Annotated in this window: 25 protein-coding genes; 16 read left to right on the forward strand and 9 right to left on the reverse strand. The window is 38.4% G+C overall.

All coding sequences use genetic code 11. The annotated features are described in order from the left end of the window. Window positions 1–134: 134 nt before the first annotated feature. Complete coding sequence (gene gmhB / locus OW492_RS07855) at window positions 135–686, reverse strand: D-glycero-beta-D-manno-heptose 1,7-bisphosphate 7-phosphatase (RefSeq protein ID WP_290039379.1); 552 nt, start codon at window positions 684–686, stop codon at window positions 135–137. Window positions 687–770: 84 nt separating this feature from the next. Here gmhB and rcsF point away from each other — a divergent pair, with 84 nt between their 5' ends. Further along, a complete protein-coding gene (gene rcsF, locus OW492_RS07860) occupies window positions 771–1151 on the forward strand; it encodes an Rcs stress response system protein RcsF (RefSeq protein ID WP_290039380.1) in 381 nt (126 codons plus the stop codon). Next, entirely contained in the window at window positions 1126–1869 is a 744-nt protein-coding gene (gene tsaA, locus OW492_RS07865; RefSeq protein WP_290039381.1) for a tRNA (N6-threonylcarbamoyladenosine(37)-N6)-methyltransferase TrmO, read from the forward strand. The genes rcsF and tsaA overlap by 26 nt, the downstream gene beginning before the upstream one ends. A 12-nt stretch (window positions 1870–1881) precedes the next feature. On the opposite strand, the gene OW492_RS07870 is transcribed toward tsaA, so the two are convergent. Then, on the reverse strand, window positions 1882–2430 hold the full coding sequence (locus tag OW492_RS07870; protein WP_290039382.1) for a rhomboid family intramembrane serine protease: 549 nt from the start codon (window positions 2428–2430) through the stop codon (window positions 1882–1884). Between the two features lie 164 nt (window positions 2431–2594). Here OW492_RS07870 and OW492_RS07875 point away from each other — a divergent pair, with 164 nt between their 5' ends. The 3 genes from OW492_RS07875 (at window position 2595) to OW492_RS07885 (ending at window position 6238) form a co-directional block, all read left to right on the forward strand. Further along, window positions 2595–4310, forward strand: coding sequence for a proline--tRNA ligase (locus tag OW492_RS07875; RefSeq protein WP_290039383.1), 1716 nt, complete (start codon window positions 2595–2597; stop codon window positions 4308–4310). A gap of 120 nt (window positions 4311–4430) precedes the next feature. Further along, entirely contained in the window at window positions 4431–5444 is a 1014-nt protein-coding gene (locus OW492_RS07880; protein WP_290039384.1) for an alpha/beta fold hydrolase, read from the forward strand. Further along, window positions 5432–6238 (forward strand): Cof-type HAD-IIB family hydrolase, encoded by an 807-nt coding sequence (locus tag OW492_RS07885; protein ID WP_290039385.1) that lies wholly within the window; start codon window positions 5432–5434, stop codon window positions 6236–6238. The genes OW492_RS07880 and OW492_RS07885 overlap by 13 nt, the downstream gene beginning before the upstream one ends. Window positions 6239–6323: 85 nt before the next feature. Here OW492_RS07885 and yaaA read toward each other — a convergent pair whose 3' ends face one another. The 3 genes from yaaA to OW492_RS07900 form a co-directional block, all read right to left on the reverse strand. Then, window positions 6324–7100, reverse strand: coding sequence for a peroxide stress protein YaaA (gene yaaA, locus OW492_RS07890; RefSeq protein WP_290039386.1), 777 nt, complete (start codon window positions 7098–7100; stop codon window positions 6324–6326). 68 nt (window positions 7101–7168) lie between these two features. Next, window positions 7169–8278, reverse strand: coding sequence for a PilT/PilU family type 4a pilus ATPase (locus OW492_RS07895; RefSeq protein WP_290039387.1), 1110 nt, complete (start codon window positions 8276–8278; stop codon window positions 7169–7171). 9 nt (window positions 8279–8287) lie between these two features. After that, complete coding sequence (locus OW492_RS07900) at window positions 8288–9322, reverse strand: type IV pilus twitching motility protein PilT (RefSeq protein ID WP_290039388.1); 1035 nt, start codon at window positions 9320–9322, stop codon at window positions 8288–8290. 20 nt (window positions 9323–9342) lie between these two features. Between OW492_RS07900 and OW492_RS07905 the strand changes: the two genes are divergently transcribed. From OW492_RS07905 to OW492_RS07935, 7 genes are all read left to right on the forward strand, one after another. Beyond that, complete coding sequence (locus OW492_RS07905) at window positions 9343–10035, forward strand: YggS family pyridoxal phosphate-dependent enzyme (RefSeq protein WP_290039389.1); 693 nt, start codon at window positions 9343–9345, stop codon at window positions 10033–10035. 24 nt (window positions 10036–10059) lie between these two features. Further along, window positions 10060–10884: a pyrroline-5-carboxylate reductase gene (proC, locus tag OW492_RS07910; protein WP_290039390.1), complete on the forward strand. Its 825-nt coding sequence runs from the start codon at window positions 10060–10062 to the stop codon at window positions 10882–10884. A gap of 37 nt (window positions 10885–10921) precedes the next feature. Beyond that, window positions 10922–11467: a YggT family protein gene (locus OW492_RS07915; protein WP_290039391.1), complete on the forward strand. Its 546-nt coding sequence runs from the start codon at window positions 10922–10924 to the stop codon at window positions 11465–11467. A 166-nt stretch (window positions 11468–11633) separates the two neighbouring features. Then, window positions 11634–12248, forward strand: a complete 615-nt coding sequence (locus OW492_RS07920; protein ID WP_290039392.1) for an XTP/dITP diphosphatase — start codon at window positions 11634–11636, stop codon at window positions 12246–12248. A gap of 175 nt (window positions 12249–12423) precedes the next feature. Then, the gene (hemW, locus tag OW492_RS07925; RefSeq protein WP_290039393.1) at window positions 12424–13566 is read left to right on the forward strand and encodes a radical SAM family heme chaperone HemW; all 1143 of its coding nucleotides are present in this window, start codon (window positions 12424–12426) and stop codon (window positions 13564–13566) included. Between the two features lie 17 nt (window positions 13567–13583). Further along, window positions 13584–14336 (forward strand): AzlC family ABC transporter permease, encoded by a 753-nt coding sequence (locus OW492_RS07930; protein ID WP_290039394.1) that lies wholly within the window; start codon window positions 13584–13586, stop codon window positions 14334–14336. Continuing rightward, on the forward strand, window positions 14333–14650 hold the full coding sequence (locus OW492_RS07935; protein ID WP_290039395.1) for an AzlD domain-containing protein: 318 nt from the start codon (window positions 14333–14335) through the stop codon (window positions 14648–14650). Before OW492_RS07930 ends, OW492_RS07935 begins: the two co-directional genes overlap by 4 nt. A gap of 91 nt (window positions 14651–14741) precedes the next feature. Here the strand turns inward: OW492_RS07935 and recA are convergent, their stop codons facing one another. Together recA and OW492_RS07945 are read right to left on the reverse strand one after the other, a co-directional pair. Next, a complete protein-coding gene (gene recA / locus OW492_RS07940; RefSeq protein WP_290039396.1) occupies window positions 14742–15791 on the reverse strand; it encodes a recombinase RecA in 1050 nt (349 codons plus the stop codon). Window positions 15792–15885: 94 nt separating this feature from the next. Further along, a complete protein-coding gene (locus OW492_RS07945; protein ID WP_290039397.1) occupies window positions 15886–16392 on the reverse strand; it encodes a nicotinamide-nucleotide amidohydrolase family protein in 507 nt (168 codons plus the stop codon). 45 nt (window positions 16393–16437) lie between these two features. Here OW492_RS07945 and mutS point away from each other — a divergent pair, with 45 nt between their 5' ends. From mutS to OW492_RS07965, 4 genes are all read left to right on the forward strand, one after another. Then, window positions 16438–19038, forward strand: coding sequence for a DNA mismatch repair protein MutS (gene mutS, locus OW492_RS07950; protein WP_290039398.1), 2601 nt, complete (start codon window positions 16438–16440; stop codon window positions 19036–19038). A 276-nt stretch (window positions 19039–19314) separates the two neighbouring features. Next, on the forward strand, window positions 19315–20469 hold the full coding sequence (locus OW492_RS07955) for a Na/Pi symporter (protein ID WP_290039626.1): 1155 nt from the start codon (window positions 19315–19317) through the stop codon (window positions 20467–20469). Window positions 20470–20681: 212 nt separating this feature from the next. Then, a complete protein-coding gene (locus OW492_RS07960; RefSeq protein WP_290039399.1) occupies window positions 20682–21383 on the forward strand; it encodes a response regulator transcription factor in 702 nt (233 codons plus the stop codon). Beyond that, window positions 21380–22633, forward strand: coding sequence for a HAMP domain-containing sensor histidine kinase (locus OW492_RS07965; protein WP_290039400.1), 1254 nt, complete (start codon window positions 21380–21382; stop codon window positions 22631–22633). The genes OW492_RS07960 and OW492_RS07965 overlap by 4 nt, the downstream gene beginning before the upstream one ends. 250 nt (window positions 22634–22883) lie before the next feature. On the opposite strand, the gene OW492_RS07970 is transcribed toward OW492_RS07965, so the two are convergent. Both OW492_RS07970 and guaD read right to left on the reverse strand, forming a co-directional pair. Beyond that, entirely contained in the window at window positions 22884–23459 is a 576-nt protein-coding gene (locus OW492_RS07970) for a nucleoside triphosphate pyrophosphohydrolase family protein (protein ID WP_290039401.1), read from the reverse strand. Window positions 23460–23543: 84 nt separating this feature from the next. Beyond that, window positions 23544–24851, reverse strand: coding sequence for a guanine deaminase (gene guaD, locus OW492_RS07975; protein WP_290039402.1), 1308 nt, complete (start codon window positions 24849–24851; stop codon window positions 23544–23546). Between the last annotated feature and the right edge of the window lie 36 nt (window positions 24852–24887).

The following is a 24887-nucleotide window of genomic DNA, read 5'->3' on the forward strand; positions in this document are numbered from 1 at the left end:
CGTGTCTGTGGGTGCGCATTATAGGGATTAAGATCTCATTGGCAAGCGTTTTATTACGATTATTTGCAATTAATTTTTATACTGTTCTTGGGCACAAGTTACACACAAATATGTGCAACTTATCCACAGAGTTATTAAATACTTTCAACAACTGCCGTCAAATCATCAAAAATGGCTGTTGCTAAAGTTTCACCTTCTTCTGTTATTGCTTTACCAGTACGTACCAAGTAGTTAGTTTTCACTCCAGCTGCAATACCAGCTTGAATATCTGACACCTTATCTCCTACTAAAATTGAGTTTTCAACATCTATACTTAAATCGTCAATAGCGTTACTCAACATACCAGGCTTTGGTTTACGGCATTCACAATCTATTTTGAATTCGCCGATACCAGCTTCACTATGATGTGGGCAATAATAGATACCATCTAAATCAACACCACGATCAGCCATCGACCAATCCATCCATTCGGTTAATGTGTGAAATTGCTCTTCCGAGAAGTAACCGCGTGCAATACCAGATTGGTTTGTAACAACAACTAGTAGGTAACCTTTTTTCTTTAATGCAATACATGCTTCGATTGCACCTTCTAGAAACTCAAAGTCATCAATTTCTGACACATAGCCATTATCTTTGTTGATAACACCATCTCTATCTAAAAATACTGCTGGTTTTGATTTACTCATTTGCACTTCTCTATTTCAGGGCTGTTTAATAATGTTATTATGCCATTCATTATTATTCCCTACTATTAATAAAGAGTAACGGCCATGAATAGACTACTTATACTTACATTACTTATCCTAATCGCAGGTTGTAGTGATTACCAACTGCACTCTAATGTTGATAAAGAGAATTTTGAAACCTACTTCAAACCTTCTAAAGTGACCGTTTATAATAAGGAGCAATTATTAGATCTTGAATATACTGTGTTAGGTGCAGTTGAAGGGAGTAGTTGTCAGATTGATGAAATCGACTTGCCAGCCAGTGAATCAGAAGCGCGTACAGAAGCTCGTATTAATGCCGCTGATATGAACGCAAATGGTGTTATTTTCCAATCTTGTATTAATTTTGAACGTGATGAAAGCTGTGTTAGTAATGTTATTTGTTACGGCAGAGCTTTAGATGTTGAAGAACCAACCAATGGTTAATGTACAACATACTATTATAGGGAGGGTACATTCTCCTTATAAAGAGAAATTTGCTGTTCCAAGGCAACCTGGATTGGTTCCCTGCGCAAAGGCTGAATTAGAGATCTTACCGCCCTTTAATGATATTAATGCATTTAATGGTTTAGATGAATTTAGTCATTTATGGCTTATTTTCACTTTTCATAAAAACCTTTGCCCTGATTCCGAATCTGCGAATTCATGGAGCCCTATGGTACGACCTCCACGTTTAGGTGGTAATAAACGCGTCGGTGTATTTGCGACCCGCAGCCCTAACCGACCTAACCCGATAGGTTTATCATTAGTGAGGTTTCATGGGCTAATCCAACGTGAAGGTAAGTTATTTCTTTCATTAAGTAATATCGACCTTGTTGATGGAACCCCCATTATCGATATCAAACCTTACTTGCCTTATGCAGATGCTAAACCTGATGCAGCGGCTGGATTTGCACAAACAACGCCTAGCTCGCCACTGATTATCACTTTTAGTGAGCAGTCTCTATCTAAGCTGGCTGATCTGCCTGCTGAATATCAAATGCTAAAGCAATTTATCATTGAAGTATTACAACAAGATCCAAGGCCTGCTTATAAAAAATCAAAAGTAGATACTAAGGTTTATGCAATGCACCTCTCCGATTTCAATATCAAGTGGCAATGCGAGTTTGATAAGATCAAGGTATTATCGATTGATAACATTTAAACTTCCTATCCTTTATGTTGGCTTGGTCTTTGATAAAAGATAACCTATCAATGCACCAGATAAAGCTCCAAAAAGATGGCTTTCATAAGATATATTCGGTGAGCTTGGCAACACACCGAATACCAATCCACCATAGATAACCAAAACTAAGATAGAGATTAACAGATCACGAAAATGGCGTTGTTTGATGCCGTACACGATTAAATATCCCCACATTGCGTAAACAACACCACTCATGCCAATATGAATACTTGCCGCCCGTCCAAATAACCAAACTAAACTACCCGTCATTAATATAGATAATACGAACACCAACCAGAAGCGCTTTAGACTATGCAGTCCAATCAAGCATGAAAAAATAACAAAGGGAAAGAAGTTGCTGGCTAGATGAGCCCAATCACCATGTAAAAAAGGAGCAAAGATAATCCCTGTTAAATGGTTTAGTTCTCTTGGTGCAATGCCATAACGGTTGATCTGGAAAACGGTATTTAACAGTAACAATACGACACAACATAACATGATCACTAAGCTGTGTTTGACAGGTTTAAAATAGCTTTGCATATTAACTCCTTTGGCTAGAGTTATAAAACTAACCAAAATTTATAAAAAAACACAATATTATTTACTTAAATCAACTAACAATGCTTTAGTCCACAGCAATCGACTGCTAAAATCAGCCAACTTAATATTCGTTATACGATAGATAACTATCAACAAGGATCACCATGCGCACTACCAATTATTTATTATCCACTCAAAAAGAAGCACCAAGTGATGCAGTAATTGCCAGCCACCAGCTGATGTTACGCGCAGGGATGATTCGAAAACTTGCCTCGGGTTTATATACCTGGTTACCCACTGGTTTACGTGTTTTACGTAAAGTTGAACGTATTGTACGTGAGGAGATGGAACGAGCGGGTTCTATTGAAATATCAATGCCTGTTGTACAGCCAGCTGACTTATGGCAAGAATCTGGCCGTTGGGATAAATTCGGCGGTGAATTATTACGCATTAAAGATCGCCACAACCGTGATTTTGTTTTAGGGCCAACTCACGAAGAAGTGATCACTGAGTTAGTACGTAAGGAAGTGAATAGCTATAAGCAGTTACCACTTAACCTATTCCAAATTCAAACTAAATTCCGTGATGAGACTCGTCCTCGCTTTGGTGTGATGCGTACTCGTGAATTTATTATGAAAGATGCTTACACTTTCCACCTTGACCAAGAATGTTTAGAAAAGACTTATCAAACTATGTTTGATGCTTACTGCCGTATCTTTGATCGTTTAGGTTTAGAGTACCGTGCTGTAATTGCAGATACGGGTAGCATCGGCGGAAGTGCGTCACATGAATTTCACGTATTAGCACAAAGCGGTGAAGATGCGATTGTTTTCTCTGATCAAAGTGACTATGCAGCAAACATTGAAAAAGCAGAAGCTCTTGGCCCACAGGTTGAACTAGCAGCTGCAACCGCTGAGATGGAATTAGTAGACACGCCTAATGCAAAAACCATTGCTGAACTTGTTTCTGAACATAACATTGCGATTGAAAAAACAGTTAAAACATTAATAGTTAAAGCTTCTGAAGAGAGTGAATCGGATTTAATCGCACTGATTATTCGTGGAGACCATGAGCTGAATGAGATAAAAGCAGAGCACCTAGCTGAAGTAGCTTCTCCTTTAACATTTGCCCATGAGTCTGAAATCCGTGAATTGGTTAAAGCTGGTCCTGGCTCTTTAGGTCCTGTATCACTGCCTATGCCATTTATTGTGGACCGCAGTGTTGCCGTGATGAGTGATTTTTCTGCTGGCGCTAACATTGATAACAAACACTACTTCAATATTAACTGGAACCGTGATGTAAATTTAGGCCAAGTTGCAGATTTACGTAATGTTGTTGAAGGCGATCTAAGCCCATGTGGTAAAGGTACCTTATCAATTGCACGCGGCATTGAAGTTGGTCATATCTTCCAGTTAGGTGATACTTATGCGCAAGCAATGAATGCAGCAGTATTAAACCAGCAGGGTAAAAACCAAGTAATGACCATGGGTTGTTACGGTGTAGGTATTTCACGTATTGTTGCAGCAGCTATTGAGCAAAACAATGATAAAAACGGCATTATCTGGAATGATGTGATTGCGCCTTTCACTGTTGTGATTGTGCCAATGAACATGAAAAAGTCACATCGCGTTGCAGAGTTAGCAGAGCAATACTATGCAGAATTACAAGCAGCTGGCATTGAAGTATTGTTAGATGACCGTAAAGAACGCCCGGGTATCATGTTTGCTGATGCTGAGTTAATTGGTATTCCACATACACTAGTGATTGGCGATCGTAGTATTGATAACGGTGTTATCGAATATAAAAACCGTGCTTCTGGTGAGAAAGAAGAAGTTAAGATTGAAGAAGCCATTGCTTTCATTAAAGCAAAATTAGCTTAATCATCATCTAGTCTAAAACCTGACCATTAAAAACCACGCTTTTTAGCGTGGTTTTTTTATATCTCATTTTTCCTCTTTATCCTGATAAACTTATTGAAAAATTTGTAGAGTACACAGCGAATGTTAGACAATAAATATCAACTCAATACTGAAGATTTATTAAACGATGATTTTTCACTAGAGATTCATAACTTCTGGCAGCAACATGCCACAACACATACATTTGATAGTGAGCATGAGGGTAGCATTCATACTGTACATATTAAGACCGGCAACTCACAAGCCATTGTTATTTGCCAAGGTCGAAATGAATCAGTGTTTAAATACAAAGAGCTCGCTTTTGATCTAAGCAAACAAGGCTACGATATTTTTTTAATTGATCATCGTGGGCAAGGGCTATCAAGTCGATTAGGCGGAGACCTGCATAGAGGGCATGTTCATGAGTTTGAACATTATGTCGCGGATTTGCGTTATTTTGTTAACTCATTATCATTACAAGAACACTATCAATCATGCTTTTTACTGGCTCACTCTATGGGTTCTGCAATTAGCGCCTTGTATTTACAAGAACAATCACATCCCTTTCACAAAGTGGTTTTTTGTAGCCCAATGTTTTCCATTAATACTGGAAAAATACCAATTTGGGCAGCTAAACTCATTAGCTTTATATGTGATGCTGCATATAGTTTATTTAATGAACTAGCATGTTATGCGCCCAAGGTAGGTGAATACCAAAAGGGGATATTCGAACAAAATGAATTAACATCAAGTGAAAAACGCTTTAATGCCATATTCACTGTTTTTGAACAAGTGGTAGAAACTCAACTAGGCGGGCCAACTATGCGCTGGGTGAATAGAAGTTTATACGCCACAGAAAAAGCAGTAAAAAATGCCAAAAAGATAAATATCCCCGTATTATTAATTCAAGCAGGCGCAGATACTATTGTCACTAAAAAAGGCCAACAGCAATTTCTCGCCAATCGTAGTCATTGTGAAGAAAGCCAACTGTTATGTGTAGAAGGTGCAAAGCATGAAATATTATTGGAACAAGATCAATATAGAATACCTGCGCTCAATCAAACATTAGATTTCTTTAAATCCGCTCAACAAGGTAAGTCAACATGTATAAAATAGCCATTTCAGATCTAGATGGAACATTACTTGGCCCAGACCACCAAGTATCAAGTGAAACTAAAGCAGTTATTAAACAATGGAAGCAAAGTGGTAAGAAATTTGTCATTGCAACCGGCCGTCATTATATAGAAGCTAAAAAAATCCAAGATACCTTAGGTGAGCCAATTCCTCTCATCACCTCTAATGGCGCACGTGTTCATGACCAAGATGGCAAGATTGTTCTAAAACAAAACCTACCTGACGATATCGCAACGGCAATCTGTGAGATGGACTTTGATCCAACAGTACAAGTAAACTTATTTACTGATCAACAATGGTACGCAAATTTTTCTCTACAAGCATTAATGGGGATGAGTATCGATAGTCACTTTATGTGCCAAGAGGTGGATTTAAAGACCCTTGATCAATCCAATACCATTAAAATATTCTTTTGGGGAGAAAGAGATAAACTCAACCAAATTTATAATCAATTAAGTGACGCTTTCTCAGACAGAGTTAACCTTACCTTTTCTCTTGATAAATGTTTAGAAGTGATGGGAGCGAAAACCAATAAAGGTGCCGCAGTTGAAACTGTTTTACAATCAATGGGATTCACTGCAGATCAAGGTATTGCTTTTGGCGATGGGATGAACGATGTTGAAATGCTACAAAGTATTGGTACGCCGATATTAATGGCGAACTCACAAAAAGACCTATTGAATTCCCTACCTAATGCAGAAGTTACTAAATCCTCGAAAGAGCATGGTGTGGCAGTAAAACTTGCGGAAATCTTAACGCTAGCTAATACTATTTAACACAATAAAAAAGCCGATTTACTAGGGTAATCCCAATAAATCGGCTTCTACTTATCAATCAGTATCGGCTAAGCCAATAAACGCATTATTGCTCTTCGCGTTGGAAAACTAACTCAGTGTCACTTGAAGCCGCTTCGACAAAGTAATATCCAGCTTCAGTGAATGCTTTCAGCTGTTCAATATCAGTAACTTCATTTTCCATGATATAACGAGCCATTAAACCACGCGCTTTTTTAGCATAGAAGCTAATCACCTTATACTGGCCATTCTTTTGATCTTTAAAAATAGGTGTAATGACTTTTGCTTTTAAGGCTTTAGGTTTTACAGCTTTAAAGTATTCATTTGATGCTAGGTTAATGAGGTATTGTGAATCTTGTGCAACTAACTGCATATTTAATTGCTCAGTGATCAAATCACCCCAGAATTGATACAGATTAGTACCACGCTCATTATCTAAACGTGTCCCCATTTCAAGACGATACGCTAACATTAAATCTAACGGGCGTAATAAGCCATATAGGCCAGACAAAATACGCAGATTTTTTTGTGCATATTGTAATGTACTTTCACTTAAAGTTTCCGCTTCAAGGCCAGTATAAACATCACCTTTAAAAGCAAACAAACATTGCTTTGCATCATTGTCTAATGAGAAAGGTGTTTTCCACTCTGCAAAACGAGCCACATTTAATCCAGCGATTTTATCACTGACTTTCATTAATGAAGCGATTTCTTGCATCGATAATTCTTGGCAACGATTAATTAATCGCTGACTTTCGGACAATAAATTAGCTTCTGTAAATTCAGAAGTCGTTGCCGGTGTTTCAAAATCTAAGGTTTTAGCTGGAGAAATAACAACTATCATATTTTTTCCTAATCTTTAAAAAAATAAGGCAATAATCCTCAGCCCTATTTAACTTTCATTCACAGACATCAGTCGATAGTAAATTCATTTAAGCTATCCGAAGCAAGGTTAGAACTTGACCCAACTTTTAATTTAATCATTAAGCGTAGATCATTGGCTGAATCTGCATGTGCTAGAGCTTCACTATAACTAATTTTTGCTTCTGAATATAATTTAAATAACGCCTGATCTAAGGTTTGCATTCCCGCTTGTTTAGATGCTTTCATAATATCTTTTAGCAGGTGTCGTTCCCCTTTACGAATCGCATTAGATAATGCAGGTGAATTAACCATTACTTCAAAGGCAGCAACACTGCCTTTTTCATCTAAAGTCGGAATAAGACGTTGTGCAACAATTGCTTTTAAATTGACCGAAAGCTCGTTTAAAAACTGATTATGGCGTTCTTCAGGTATGTAATGTAGCATCTGCTCCAGTGCTTTATCGGTACTATTTGCATTAAGCGTTGCCATACTTAAATAGCCAGTTTGTGCATGGCTAATAGCATGCGACATGCTCACCGCACTACGAATTTCACCTTGTACAATCACATCCGGTGCTTGACGAGTGGCATTACGTAATGCTTCTTCAATCGAGTCAGTATCTAATCCCACTTCACGCTGCGTGACCACTGAGCGAGCATGCTCATGCACAAACTCAATGGGATCTTCAATGGTTAATATATGCCCAGATGCATGTTGATTACGAAACCCCACCATCGCGGCTAGTGTTGTAGACTTGCCAGATCCAGTAGGCCCAACAAATAACACTAAACCAGACTTAGCCATGCAAATCTCTTTCAGCTGATCTGGAAGGTATAATTCATCGCTGGTTGGAATCTTGTCGTTAATACGACGCACTACCATACCAGGATTATTTTTTTGCATAAAAGCACTAATACGGAAACGCCCTAGCCCTTCAAGATGTAATGCAAAGTTAGCTTCTTTTTGGCTTTTAAACTGAGCGATGCCTTGATCATCCATAGTACGCGCTAATAAATTATAAATATCTTCAGATGTCATCTTATCATCGGATAGGGAAGATAAACGCCCATTGAGTTTAACTGTCGGTGGTAAGCCCACTGAAATATAAAGGTCTGAGGCTTTTAATCGATCTAAAGAACTTAATAACTCATCTAGCATACCTACTCCTTAAAATGTTTTAGGATCCATCGCTTTTGAAGCTGCATCTTCATAAGCCACAAAACCTTGAGCAACCAAATCTCGTAAACATTGGTCTAACGTCTGCATTCCGTGGACTTTACCCGTTTGTATAACCGAGTACATTTGCGCCACTTTATCTTCACGAATTAAGTTTCGAATAGCTGGAATACCAATCATAATCTCATGAGCCGCAATACGACCACCGCCATTTTTCTTTAACAGCGTTTGTGAAATAACCGCACGTAATGATTCTGATAACATAGAACGCACCATGGCTTTTTCAGCAGCAGGAAACACGTCAACAATACGGTTAATGGTTTTTGCAGCTGAAGTGGTATGTAAGGTACCAAACACTAAGTGACCTGTTTCAGCCGCTGTTAAGGCTAAACGAATTGTTTCTAAGTCTCGCATTTCACCAATCAAAATAACATCGGGATCTTCACGTAATGCACTACGTAGCGCCATTTCAAAGTTTAATGTATCTTTATGCACTTCACGTTGGTTGATCAGTGATTTTTTAGCTGTATGTACAAACTCAATAGGGTCTTCGATAGTCAAGATATGCTCATTACGAGAATCATTAATATAATCGACCATCGCCGCCAATGTAGTAGATTTACCTGAGCCCGTTGGGCCTGTCACTAATACCAACCCTCGAGGGTAATCTGAAATATCTTTAAAAATAGCAGGTGCACCTAGTGCTTCTAAAGTTAACACTTCACTAGGGATGGTACGAAATACCGCAGCAGAGCCACGATTTTGATTAAAGACATTCACACGAAATCGAGCAAGATCTTTAATTTCAAAAGAGAAATCTGTTTCTAATAGCTCTTCAAAGTCTTTACGTTGCTGATCACTCATTATGTCATAAATTAAATTATGCACTTCTTTATGCTCTAAAGCAGGCATGTTTATTTTACGTACTTCCCCATCCACACGAATCATTGGAGGAACACCTGCAGAAAGGTGTAGATCTGATGCTTTATGCTTTACACTAAAGGCTAATAATTCCGTTATATCCATAATTTAAAAATCCTAATAATATGACTAATATACCTAACAATATCGTAGCTGTTGAACAAAAAATAGCCCAAGCTAGTATAAAAGCACAACGCCAAGACAAAGTGCGGTTATTAGCAGTAAGTAAAACCAAGCCGGTTTCCTCAATTAAACAAGCTTTCTTACAGGGTTTATCTCACTTTGGAGAAAACTATGTACAGGAAAGCGTAGAAAAAATTCAACAAATAAAAACAGATCCCTCTTTTGATAAACCGATTCACTGGTATTTTATTGGTCCATTACAGTCCAATAAAACACGACCAGTCGCCGAGCATTTTGATTGGGTGCAAAGTGTTGACCGTTTAAAAATAGCACAACGCTTAAGTCAACAACGCCCAGATGATATGCCGGACCTTAATATTTGCTTACAAGTTAATATTAGCGGAGAACAGAGCAAATCGGGTACTACTTTATCGCAAGTATTAGAATTAGCTGCACAAGTTCAAGATCTTCCGCGCATAAAACTTCGTGGTATCATGGCGATTCCGCAAAAAAGTGACGACCCAAAAATAGTCGAGCAACAATTTTTAGCATTGCATGAGATTTACCAAACCTTGAAACAGCAATATAAAGATATTGATACGCTGTCGATGGGAATGAGTGGTGATTTAGAAAGTGCAATTAAATGCGGCAGCACCATGGTACGCATTGGTACCGACATTTTTGGCGCACGATAAACGTTAATAGAAAGGAAAAACATAATGCAAGATAAGAAAATCACCTTTATTGGTGCAGGCAACATGGCTGGCAGTATCATTAATGGTTTAGTAAAAGGTGGCTACCCTGCCAACTTGATTTGCGCATCAGCACCCAGTTTAACCAATACTCAAAAACTAGCGGACGACCTTGCAATTACAGCAAGCCAAGACAACAACCAATCAGCATCTTGGGCGGATGTGATTGTGTTAGGTGTTAAACCACAAATGATGGCCGATGTATGCCAATCATTAGTTGATGGTGGCGTTGATTTTACTAATAAATTAGTTATTTCAATCGCAGCCGGTGTGTCAGTGACACGTTTCCAATCAGTGTTAGGAGAGAGCACCGCTGTTATCCGTACTATGCCAAACACCCCTTCTTTATTACAAAAAGGCATGACAGGTCTATTTGCATCTCAACAAGTCTCTGCACAAGATAAAGACTTTGCTAGCGAATTAATGAGCGCCGTGGGTGAAATTGTGTGGGTCGAAGATGAAGCCCAAATTAATGGTGTGATTGCAGCAGCAGGTTCAGCGCCCGCTTACTTTTTCCTATTCATGGAGTCAATGCAAAAGAAAGCAATGGAAATGGGTTTCAGTAAAGAAGATGCACGTTTACTAGTCCAGCAATCAGCCATTGGTAGTGCAGAAATGGTAAAACAAAATGCTCACTTAGACCTTGAAACTTTACGTAATAACGTTATATCTAAGGGAGGTACAACTGCTGAAGCTATTCGTACCTTTAACGAACTCGACTTACCAGAAATCGTAGGTAAAGCGATGCAAGCGGCATCAGATCGTGGTGCAGAAATGGAAAAACTATTTTAACCCATTGCAATAAACATTCTATAAAAGGTAGAAATAAATGAATGCAGTTAACTTTTTAATCGATACCGTATTTGATCTGTATCTAATGGTTGTTTTACTACGCGTATGGTTACAATTGGCTAGAGCTGATTTTTATAATCCGTTTAGCCAATTCATCGTAAAAGCAACGCAACCTGTTGTTGCTCCTCTACGTCGTATTATTCCGCCTATTGGAGGGTTAGATACCGCCACGGTGTTATTTGCATTTGTTGTTGCAGTTGCAAAGATCTTAGTGCTCAGTGCTGTGCTTAATTACGGTATTAACGTACCTATTGTCTTAGCTTCTGGATTATTTATCTTAGTAACGGCTATCTTTAAGATGCTTTTCTGGGTGTTAGTTATCCGCGCAATCTTAAGTTGGGTTAGTCAAGGTCAACATCCAGTTGAAGCCGTAATGATTCAACTAACGGAGCCGCTACTTCGACCTATTCGTCGTATCATTCCTCCATTAGGCGGTTTTGATTTATCGATGTTAGTTGTATTACTAGGCTTACAATTTGTAGAAAAACTAGTCACAGATCTACTAGCACAAATACTTGGTTAATCACCTCTGAATCCCCATATTCAAGCAGTATGGCGAAATATCCTCGCCATACTTACCTCCTCTTCATAACTTTCCTTCACCTCAGCTAACAAAACAGTATAATTACCTAACCAACACTAAAAAAATCAAATACGCTTCACTTTCAACATCAATGTTAGGAATAAAAATGAAACAGAAATGGGTACTGGCAACAGGCAATCAAGGCAAAGTAAAAGAGATGAGCGAATTACTCAATAGCTTTTCAATTGAGGTATTGCCTCAAAGCCAATTTAATGTGCCAGATGTACCAGAAACCGGTACGACTTTTGTTGAGAATGCGATCATTAAGGCACGTCACGCGTCTAAATTGACTGGCCTACCAGCTATTGCTGATGACTCTGGTTTAGAAGTAGATTTTTTAAATGGCCAACCAGGCATTTACTCTGCTCGTTACTCAGGTGAAGCTGCGACAGACAGAGAGAACATCGACAAATTACTATCGAAATTAGTCGGTATTAACCCAGAACAACGTAAAGCACGTTTTCAATGTGTACTGGTTTATATGCGTCATGAACTAGACCCGACACCAATTATTTGCCAAGGTACTTGGGAAGGTAGCATTACAGAAGAGGTATTCGGGGAACAAGGTTTTGGTTATGACCCAATATTTTGGGTTGAAAGTGAACAATCAACCTCAGCTCAGCTGACTAAACAGCGTAAAAGTGAATTAAGTCATCGTGGTAAAGCGTTAACTCAATTAGTGAGTTTATTAAAAGAACAATTATCAGCTAACGTGTCATAACGATTACATTAAATATATTATCTAAATTTTTCGCTGAAAAAACAGTTCAATTCAAGGCGAAAATTGACGTAAATAAAATAGATAAGCTATTTATTGTGATTGGTATGAACTCAGCTTTCACCATACAAGTATTTTAAAGCGACTTTTATAGTCGCTTTTTAGATTGGAAAAATTAATGTTACAACTTCCCCCACTCAGTTTATATGTTCATATCCCTTGGTGTATTGAAAAATGCCCCTATTGTGATTTTAATTCTCACAAACTAAAAGGAGAGATACCTGAGCAAGAATACTTAAATGCATTAATTGATGACTTAAAACAAGATTTACGTTTTGTGCAAGGACGCCGTCTATTTAGCATTTTTATTGGTGGCGGAACACCAAGCTTAATTTCAGCATCGGGTATTAAATCGCTATTGGATAATATCCAAACGTTAATTCCATTTAACGATAATATTGAGATCACCCTAGAAGCTAATCCAGGTGCTATTGAAAACCAAAAAATTGCAGACTTCAAAAGCGCAGGTATTAATCGCTTTTCATTTGGTGTACAAAGCTTTCAACAAGAAAAACTCACCAAGCTTGGTCGAATTCATGGGGTCGATGAAGCTAAAACAGCGGCAAAGCAAGCCCACCATGTAGGAATGAAAACCTTCAATCTCGACTTAATGCATGGTTTGCCAAACCAAAGTTTAGAAGATGCAATGAGTGACTTAAATACAGCGATCGAGCTTAATCCAACTCATCTATCTTGGTATCAATTAACCATTGAACCAAACACTCAATACTTTTCTCATCCACCTAAATTACCCGATGATGAAACACTTTGGAGTATTCAAGAAGCCGGTCTGAAATTATTAGCAGAGCATGGCTATCAACAATATGAGATATCTGGTTATAGTCGACCAGGCTGGCAGTGTCAGCACAATTTAAATTATTGGCGTTTCGGTGATTATCTAGGTATTGGCTGTGGAGCTCACGGCAAGCTGTCATTACCACTTGAAAACAAAATAGTGCGAACCACTAAAATAAAACATCCAAAGGGCTATTTGGATCCCTCTCGGGCTTACATGGACGACTGCATTAACGTTAACAAAGAAGATTTAGTATTCGAATATATGATGAATCGTCTGCGATTAATGGAAACCTTCTGTTTTTCTGAGTTTGAAGATTACACAGGATTACCCCGTGCAGCGTTAAATCCAGCACTCCAACAAGCAGAAAAAAAGGGATTATTAAAAGTGCAGTCTGAAACCTGCCAAGTAACAGAATTAGGCCATCGTTATTTAAATGAATTATTAACCATGTTTATGGATTAACTAACGGATATTTGAATATGCAAACAAACAATAACTCTAACAGCATTAAAAAAGCAGAATTCCTCGGCGGGGCAAAAGCAGCTGTGCCTTTGATCGTGGGGGGAATTCCTTTTGGTATTTTATTTGGCACCCTCGCTCCAAGCAGTGGCTTATCAGTTTGGGCAACCATGGCGATGTCATTAATTGTATTTGCCGGGTCAGCGCAGTTTATTGTGTTAGCACTGATTGCAGTGCAAGCTCCTTTAGAAGTTATCCTATTAACCACTTTTGTAGTGAACTTACGCCACTTATTATATGCGACAGCCTTAGTGCCTCATATTAGCCATTTGTCACTTCCATTGCGTAGCTTATTGGCCTTTGGTTTAACCGATGAAACCTTTGCAAATATGAGCCAACGCTATCAACCTAACTCACCATTAGGTGATGATCACCAGTTTGCCCACTTCTTCTATCTTGGCTCTATGTTTAGTTTTTATGTCAGCTGGTCATCTGCCACGGCAATAGGATTAATATTAGGCAATGTTATCCCAGATATGACCAGTTGGGGGTTAGAATTTGCTATGTCTGTCACCTTTATTGGTATGGTTATTCCATACCTCAACACAAAAGCGATGTTCAGTGCCATGCTAAGTGCTGCTATTGCTTCTTTATACTTTGCTCATTTACCTAATAAATTAGGCTTAATTGTGAGTGCATTAATTGGGGTTGCTATTGGCTTAACTGTTGTACATTTTCAAAAAGCATCTATTCCGCAGGAGAAGCAAATATGAATGAAGTTTGGTTAATTGTAGGTATGTTTGTGATCACTTTCGGGATTCGATTTATTATGTTCGCATTTGCAGGCAAAATCACCTTTCCAATCTGGATGCAACAATCCTTAAAATTTGTGCCACCAGCGGTATTAACAGCCATTATTGTTCCAGCAGTAGTGATGCCTACGGGTGAGATCGACTTCAGTTGGCACAATGTCTATCTACTCGCCGCAATATTTAGTGTTGTGATTAGTGTGGTCACTAAAAGCCTACTTAAAACTATCTTCTTTGGTATGTTGCTATTTCTATTACTGAAATTTTTGATGGGCTAATATCAACTATATTAAACACCAACAAAAAAGCCGATGTGGTTTAAACATCGGCTTTTTCATTTAAGGCTAACGGGTAGCTTGAGTTAATAGCTTACTCTGGTGCTGGGCCGTCTTGCTCTTGAGTTTCTGGTGTTAATACTGGTTTAGCCAGTAAAATCTCACGTAACTTGCCATTTAGCTCTTCAGCTACCGCTGGGTTTTCCTGTAAGAATTTACAAGCATTAGTCTTACCTTGACCAATTTTGCTACCGTTGTAAGCGTACCAAGAACCTGATTTTTCAACTAACTCTTGCTTAACACCTAGGTCGATTAATTCACCCAAGTTGTTAATACCTTGACCGTACAAGATTTGGAATTCAGCTTGTTTAAATGGCGGTGATACTTTGTTTTTAACCACTTTAACACGTGTTTCATTACCGGTAATTTCATCACCATTTTTAACAGCACCAATACGACGAATATCTAAACGAACTGACGCATAGAATTTAAGTGCATTACCACCTGTAGTGGTTTCAGGGTTACCAAACATAACGCCAATTTTCATACGGATTTGGTTAATAAAGATAACCATCGTATTAGTTTGTTTAATGTTACCAGTTAATTTACGTAATGCTTGCGACATTAGACGAGCTTGAAGTCCCATGTGAGAATCACCCATGTCTCCTTCAATTTCAGCTTTTGGTGTTAACGCCGCAACCGAATCGACAATCACCACGCCAACAGCGCCCGAACGTACTAACATGTCACAGATTTCTAACGCTTGCTCACCGGTATCTGGTTGAGAGATTAATAGGTCATCAACATTTACGCCTAATTTTCTTGCATAAGATGGGTCAAGTGCGTGCTCAGCATCGATAAATGCACAGGTTTTGCCTTGCTTTTGCGCTTCAGCAATTACTTGTAATGTTAATGTCGTTTTACCTGAGCTCTCTGGACCGTAAATTTCAACAACACGGCCGTAAGGTAAACCGCCTATGCCTAAAGCAACATCTAGACCTAATGAGCCAGTTGACACTGATTCAACTTCCATCATGGCTGCTGCACCGTCTCCAAGACGCATGATTGAACCTTTACCAAATTGCTTTTCAATTTGGCCTAACGCCGCCGCTAATGCTTTATCTTTATTTGCGTCTTGACTCATTATTCTCTCCAGTGATTGGGTTTTTACTGTATATGCAAGCAGTATACTGACCATTTATACAGTATCAAGTTTTTTATTCAAAAAAGGGTTATATTTATACTGATCCTAGCGCATCCGCGTTCTCTATTAAACCTAAGAGTGCTAAACGAATGGCCTGTGTTCTTACTGCACTTCGATCACCAACAAACAGGTAACTCTCAGTTTTATGACCGCTATGTGCGTTATACCAAGCAATACATACAGTGCCTACAGGTTTTTCTTCGCTACCTCCATCGGGCCCTGCAATACCACTGATTGCGACAGCGATATCTGCATCTGAATTTTTTACTGCGCCAATGGCCATTGCATTAACCACTTCTTTGGAAACTGCGCCAAATTCATTAATTAAATCTGGATCAACACCTAGCATCTGGGTTTTGGCACCATTACTATAGGTAATAAAACTACGATCAAACCACAGTGAACTTCCAGAAATTTCAGTAATAGCGTATGCTACACCACCACCGGTACAGGATTCAGCGGTTGTCGCTACTAAGCCAGCATTAGTTAATTTTTCACCTAATACTTGCGCTAATTCTTGAACGGTTTTTTCAGTCAGCATAGTTTTCCGCCTTTTTTAGAAATAGTTATTTTAAGTGTATTCATTATGAAGCCAACAGCGCAAGAATTAAAACAACATACTCCCATGATGCAACAATTTTTAACCTTAAAAAGTGAGGTACCAGACACCTTACTATTTTATCGTATGGGAGATTTCTACGAATTATTCTTTGACGATGCACGTAAAGCATCACAATTATTAGGCATCTCTCTTACCCAACGCGGTAAAACCGGTGGTAATGCAATCCCAATGGCCGGTGTTCCTTATCATAGTGTAGAAGGATATTTAGCAAAGCTAATTAACCTAGGTGAATCCATTGCCATTTGTGAGCAAGTTGGCGACCCTGCCACTAGCAAAGGTCCAGTTGAACGTAAAATTGTACGTATCATTACGCCAGGTACGATCACAGACGAAGCTTTGCTAGATGATAAACAAGATAACTTACTGTGTTCTGTGTATCAGCAAGGTGATAACTTCGGCATCGCATCTCTTGATATTGGTAGTGGTCGTTTCATTGTTAATGAATTTACTAAAGCAGAGGCACTACAAGCAGAGATACAACGCTTGAATCCGGCAGAGTTGCTTTATCCAGATAACTTTGAATCAATAGAACTGATTGAGCATCTACCTACGATTCGTCGACGTCCAGAGTGGGAGTTTGAATTTGGTACCTGTAAGAACTTATTAACGCAACAATTGGGCACACAGGATTTAGTAGGTTTTGGCATTGAACAATCACACTTTGCAATTTGTGCCGCTGGTGCCGTATTACAATATTTAAAAGATACCCAACGTACCGCCTTAACGCATATTCAATCGGTGACACTAGAGCAAAGTACTGACACCGTTATTTTGGATGCGGCGACGCGTCGTAACTTAGAGCTTACCTTTAACCTCTCGGGCGGAACCGATAACACCTTAGCACAAGTACTTGATACTACTGTTACCCCTATGGGTAGCCGTTTATTAAAACGTTGGATCCACCAACCAGTACGTAATCTAACTGTCCTTAATTATCGTCAAACCATGATCCAAACATTAATGGATTTTGATTTAACTGATGCCTTATCAATTCCACTAAAACAAATTGGTGATATTGAACGTGTCATTGCACGATTAGCATTACGCTCTGCGCGTCCACGCGACTTAACCCGTTTGCGTTGTGCTTTTTCTTTATTACCTGAGTTACAACACCTTATTGCAGAATTACCCAAAGAGTTGGTTACAACATTAAGTGAAGAGATGGGAAATTATCCTGAATTACTCAACTTATTAGAAACAGCAGTCATCGATAATCCTCCCGTATTAATTCGTGACGGAGGAGTCATTAAAGAAGGTTATAACGAAGAACTAGATCATTGGCGTAACTTATCCAAAGGTGCAACGGATTACTTAGAAGCGCTTGAGCAACGTGAACGTGAAAGCACAGGGATTAGCACCTTAAAAGTGGGCTATAACCGAGTGCACGGTTACTTCATTGAAATTGGTCGTAGCCAATCAGATAAAGTACCTGAGCACTATGTGCGTCGCCAAACCCTTAAGGGTGCAGAACGTTACATTATTGCGGAACTAAAAGAGCACGAAGAAAAGGTGCTATCTAGCCAAGGTAAAGCATTAGCATTAGAGAAGAAGCTTTATGAGCAACTTATCGACCTATTACTACCACACTTAAGAAGCTTACAATTTACCGCAAAAGCCCTAGCTGAGTTAGATGTGCTTAATACCTTAACTGAACGAGCATTAACCTTGAATTACGTTCGCCCTGTTTTACAGAAAGAAAACGGCATCAATATTCAAGAAGGCCGTCACCCAGTAGTGGAGCAAGTGAGTAAAACACCTTTTATTGCCAACCCAGTTAATCTGCATAATGACCGACGTATGTTGATCATTACAGGTCCGAACATGGGCGGTAAATCAACCTACATGCGCCAAGTTGCTTTAATGGTATTGATGGCACATATTGGTAGCTTTATTCCAGCAGAAAGTGCAACTATTGGCCCTATTGATCGAATTTTCACGCGTATTGGTGCATCCGATGATTTAGCCAGCGGACGTTCAACCTTTATGGTTGAGATGACTGAAACGGCTAATATTTTGCATAATGCAACACCTAATTCATTAGTATTAATGGATGAGATTGGCCGAGGAACTAGTACTTTTGATGGTTTATCACTTGCCTGGGCTTGTGCAGAGCAACTGGCTGAGAAAATTCAAGCTTATACCTTATTTGCAACACATTACTTTGAATTAACTCGATTACCAGAAACTATTCCAGAGTTAGTCAATGTACATCTTGATGCCGTAGAGCATGGTGATAGCATCGCCTTTTTGCATGCCTTACAAGAAGGTGCTGCGAATAAGAGTTATGGTTTACAAGTTGCAGCCTTAGCAGGTGTCCCAAAATCAGTATTAGATAATGCAAAAACGAAGTTACAGCAATTAGAGGCATCTTCAATACAGGCTCAAGACAGCAATACAAACCAAGCAGTTGAAACGCTAACTACACCGAGTAATCCTCAAGGTAGTTTAGACTTTACAACTATTGAAGAGCATAAAGCCGTGACGCTATTAGCGAGTTTAGACCCTGATGAATTAACTCCTAAACAAGCCTTAGCCGCTTTGTATCAACTTAAAGAGCAACTATAAAAATATCAATGAGTTTATCTGTGTTCAAACAGATAAACTCATTTTATTCACTCCCTCATCACTGACAACTACTCCCCTACTCTGTTTACTAAACCCATAGATTTACCCGAAAAACTCAATAATCTCATTTAACTCTCAATTCTCGCCAAGTGTGACAGTAATATTTCAAAAAAATTATCAAATTATTACAATTGAAATATTTCTGTCACATTTCTCTGTTCTAATCGCCACGATAAAAAATAAACAAATTAAATAATTGAAAACATCACGTTAGTAATAGGCTTAATAATTATGAAAAACGAAAATCACAACACAACACTAAATCAATACTTCAATTGGGCTGCAGTGGTGTTTTTAGTTTACTGTATGTTGGTTGCTGTTAGCAGTGTAAGTAGCGGCTTCAAACTATTTTCTGGTGGTGCTGCAGGCGCTGCTGAAATATTTCAATTTGCGAGCAACCCGTTAGTTGCACTTATTTTAGGGACATTAGCAACTGCATTAGTACAATCATCTTCCACTGTTACCGCTGTAACTGTTGGCCTTGTTGCAGGTGGATTACCTATTTCAATTGCAATCCCATTAATCATGGGGGCAAATATCGGAACAACAATTACTAATTCTATTGTGTCAATTGGTCACGTCCGTAACAGTGATGATTTTAAACGTGCCTTCAGTGCCGCAACTGTACATGACTTCTTCAACCTAATTGCAGTACTTATCTTCCTACCATTGGAGTTAATGTTTGGTTTATTAGAAAAAATGGCCGGTGCAACTTCACACCTATTAGTTGGCAGTGCAGATATGTCGTTGAAAGGTTTCAACTTTATGAAACCTTTAACGAAACCTGGCGTAAATGTTGTGTCAGATATCGCATCTGTTATACCAGGTAAGTTTGCTGGTATTGCAATGGTCATCATCGGTGTGACACTTATTTTATTCTCTGTTACTTTCCTAGGAAAAGTCTTACGTAAAGTATTAGTAGGCAAAGCAAAAGCTGTATTACATAGCGCATTAGGTAAAGGCCCAGTAGCAGGTATTACATCTGGCGCATTAATGACGGTAATGGTGCAATCCTCTTCAACAACAACAAGCTTGATGATTCCATTAGCCGGTAGCGGTATGTTTACCACACGTCAAATCTACCCTTTCACATTGGGGGCAAATATCGGTACAACCATTACAGCGCTATTAGCGGCTACCGCTATCTCAGGCGAAATGGCAGAAGCAGCATTAACCATTGCTTTGGTGCACTTTCTATTTAATTTATTGGCAGTAATCGTGATTTACGGTATTCCATTCCTACGTGAACTACCATTAAAAGGTGCTGAAAAATTAGCTGAAGTAGGCACTAAGAACAAGTTCCTCGCCTTTGGTTATGTGATTGGGACTTTCTTTATCTTACCGGGTCTAATTTTGGTAGGTGTTCGTTAATTATAACTAGGTTTCCCATTTTTATTATAAAAGCGACTTTCGAGTCGCTTTTATCCTTTCTATAATATGCCTGTTAGCAAACAATCTATTAGTAGTGAACTATTGTAAATTCAGCTTATGATAGTTGATTATAAATTAACCTCTAATTAACCCATTTATTGCTAGTATCATGTATCAAAATAAATTCTTTGTCGCATAAATCGAGGTTGTTCATGGATATAGATAAATTACAGTTATTATTAGTTGAGGATGATATTGACTTAGCCACCGCTGTAATCGATTACTTTGAACTTGAAAAGATCCAATGCGACCATGCTGCTAATGGCCTATCAGGGTTTAACTTAATCAAATCGAATCACTACGATGCCGTTATTCTCGACTTGAATTTACCAAAAATGGATGGACTAACGGTATGCAACACATTAAGAGCTGAAGGTGTCGATGTGCCTATTTTAATGTTAACAGCGAAAGACACACTGGATGATAAACTACAAGGTTTTGCCAAAGGTGCCGACGACTATTTAATTAAACCTTTTGCTATGGAAGAATTAATCGTACGCATTAAAGTATTATCTCGCCGACGCAGTGCACAAGCCAAAAAACTGATCATTAGTGGACTTTCATTAGACAACGAACAACAAATCGTAATGCGTGATGGTAAACGTTTAAAGCTATCCCCTATTAACTTCAAAATTTTAGAAACATTAATGTTAGCAAGCCCTAATCCGGTTAATCGAGAAAAGTTAATACAAAGTGTTTGGGGGGAGGAGCAACCCGACAGCAATAGCTTAAAAGTACATATGTTTAACCTTAGAAAAGCTGTAGATGGTCAAGGTGAAAATAAGCATCAAACAAAACTTATCCACACCTTAGTAGGTTACGGGTTTGTCTTAAAAGATGAGCAGAGCCAATGAAGATAAAACCTAGCTTACGCGTCTACTTTCTTATCGTAATGATCATTACCGGTATTACGACTATTTCTATTATGTCTGTAGTGAGTTTTAACTATTTTATCAATGGTTTAGATTTCTCAATACGTAAAGAGATGCGCACACAGGCTTATCAATTGCCTGTTTCTGAAGGCAAGCCAGTTAAACTGAATAATTTTATTATTGCCAGTACCTTTAATGATTTGCCAGAGTCTATTAAAAGCAAGATAGATGAAAAAAAGATGGAGGTTGGAGAGTTAGTTAAGAGCGTTGAAGGAAACCTTTTATTTGCTCCTCCTAAAGCCGGATATTTTGCGATGAAACTAGAACGCAATGGCGAAATACGTTTTGCTGCGACTTCATTCTTTTCTGATGTAGATAGGCCTTATACGGATAAATTATTCCCGCCTTTTAAATATTTAGTCATGATAGCCTTTACGGCAATGGCGTTATTTGCGTTAGTTCCTTATTTCATTTTACGTAAAGTGACTAAGCCAATTGAAAACTTAATGGCTTGGGCAAAACAACTTAATAAACAACAATTAACTAAACCAGCCCCTGACTTCCACTATAGCGAGCTTAACAGCTTAGCGGAAATCGTAAAGTCGAGCTTACAATCAGTACAAGCAGGCTTGGAACGAGAACAACAATTTTTAGGGTATGCTAGCCACGAATTACGAACCCCTATTGCGATCACGCGCACCAATACTGAATTATTGCGCAAAATGATTGAGAAAGAGATCAGCACAGAAAAGCAACTACAAGTCTTAGATAGGATAGAGCGTGCTAGTTTAAACATGACCAACTTGACGGAAACGCTGTTATGGCTAAATCGCCAAGCGGATAAATCGATTCCATTAAGTACCGTTTCACTTGGTCAATTAACCGAACAATTATTCAATGAATTACAATATTTACTCAATGATAAAAAGGTTGATATACAAATAAAAACCGATCAAACACAACATCAATTGCCAGCAGTATTATGCAGAATAATTATCAACAACCTAATCCGAAATGCACTACAGCATACTAATGAAGGTAAAATAGTGATCACGCAATCATCCCATCAACTGATAATTCATAATCAAGAGGTATCTGAAAATATGGTGGAGAACGATTTAGGGTTTGGCTTAGGACTTGAGCTAATAGAACGCTTAGTAAATCACTATGAATGGCAGTATAAGAATATAGCCACAGATAATGGTCATTATGTAGAGATTAACTTTGCCTGACCAAACTAATATTGAATAATACCCATGAACAAAAAAGCCAAAATACATTGCTGTATTTTGGCTTTTTTATGGTTATTTAATCGACATAAAACGATATTATATTAAATAAATGATCTAAATTTCACGCAGGAAAAATGACTGAGTTCAAGGCGTAATTTAAGTTAAATAGCTGTTCTATTTGCGAAAATTACAACCAAGAAATAAGTTATTTTAACAAGTAAAATAGATCAGTTAATTAGTGTGATTGGTATTAGTTTACTAATGGGGCTAAATCAGCAGGACGGTAATACACTGACTTTAATACCTTGCCTTTGCGTACGAGTTTGTTTTCTAACTGCACATCTTCAGCACACTTAGCGATGATAAAATCCCCTTTAACACTATCTGTTAATTGCACACCTTGCTTCGCATAAAAAGCAACAGTATCGTCGTACTCTTGTTGATTGCGACATACCTTACTCATGTTGCTTGAATGAACTTCATTCCAACAAGTAATGAAATCAATATCACGTTGCTTAGCGACATTTAAAAATAGATCAATTAAGTAAGCAATCGCTAGGTTATCTTCAACCTGCGTATCACCTAAATGTACCAAGCGTCCCATCAATACATAAACACTATCGACAATGGCGTCAGCCTGTTCTACTTTACAAGGTGCTTCAGCTAACTCAGTTAACTCTTCGATGATTAATGAGGTATGTAATTCATCGGCTTTTTCATCCATGCTTTCAGGAGCATTACACAGTAGATCAAAAGTTTCTCTAAACTGCGTAATATCTGTATAAAGCTTAGTATAAAGTTCAGTAGTTAATTGCGTTAATTTCATGGTGTTTCCTATCTGTAACAGAGTAATAGCAAAGTCTAAATTTAGCGCCCTATTATAGACAGGAAAAGTATTTAAATATATGGATTACGCTGCGCTATACACTAATTTACCTGCAACGTAAGTCGATTGGATATTACGCTCATCACCCAACATCATTAATGCAAATAACTTATCTTGTAGATTGGTTGAATTCTCAAGGCGTAAAGCTTGTAAATCGGTTGCAGCCCAATCTACAACAATAAAGTCAGCTTCTTTACCCGCAGTTAAATTACCTACTTTGTCAGCCATACTTAATGACTCAGCACTGCCTAAGGTCGCCATATATAAGCCTTTAAAGACTGATAGCGTTTGTCCTTGTAACTGCATAATTTTATAGGCTTCACTTAAAGATTGCAGTTGAGAAAAGCTAGTACCGCCACCCACATCAGTCGCTAAGCCAACACGTACTTTAATATCATCCGCTTTTTCTAGGTTAAATAAGCCACTCCCTAAAAACAGGTTCGATGTTGGACAAAATGCAATCACCGAGTCACTATCTGCCATGGTTTGCCACTCTTGCTCAGTTAGGTGAATACAATGTGCAAATACACACTTATCGCCTACTAATCCGTAATGGTCGTAAACATCAAGGTAGCCAGCACGTTCAGGGAACAATGATTTAACCCATTCGATCTCATCTTTATTTTCAGAAAGATGAGTTTGTACATACACATCTGGATATTCCGCTTTTAATTTACCAGCCATCGCTAATTGTTCTCGTGTAGAGGTGGGTGCAAAACGCGGTGTGATCGCATATTGCAAACGGCCTTTGTTATGCCATTTATCGATTAATGCCTTGGATTGGTCATAACTTGATTGCGCGGTGTCTAATAGATAATCTGGTGCATTTCGGTCCATCATGACCTTACCCGCGATCATACGCATATCTATTTTATCGGCTTCTTCAAACAACGCATCAACTGACTCAGGATGCACAGTACCAAACACTAACGCACTAGTTGTCCCATTCTTTAATAACTCATTAACAAAGAACTGCGATATTTTTTTCGCGTAGGCTTTATCTGAAAATTGTTTTTCTGTTGGAAAAGTATAAGTTTCTAGCCATTCTAATAATTGCTCGCCATAAGCGGCAATCATCTCTGTTTGCGGGTAATGGATATGTGTATCGATGAAACCAGGCATAATCAGTTGCCCACGTTTATCTTCTAATTGAGGGTATAAATCTGCACTTTCTTGTGAAAAAGTAGTCAATGAACTGACTTTACCATTTTCAGTGACCAGAATTCCGTCAGCAATGTATTGATATGCGTCTTCAATATTGTCGACTTTTGCAGGATCATTAAGGAAGTGTAAAAAGCTCGCGCGGATAGCTGTAATAGATTTTTGGTTCATAAAATTCGCCCATAGTTAAATTGAGATTAAAAAAAA

Source organism: Psychromonas sp. 14N.309.X.WAT.B.A12, assembly GCF_030397575.1.
In the GTDB taxonomy this organism is placed as follows: Bacteria; Pseudomonadota; Gammaproteobacteria; order Enterobacterales; family Psychromonadaceae; genus Psychromonas.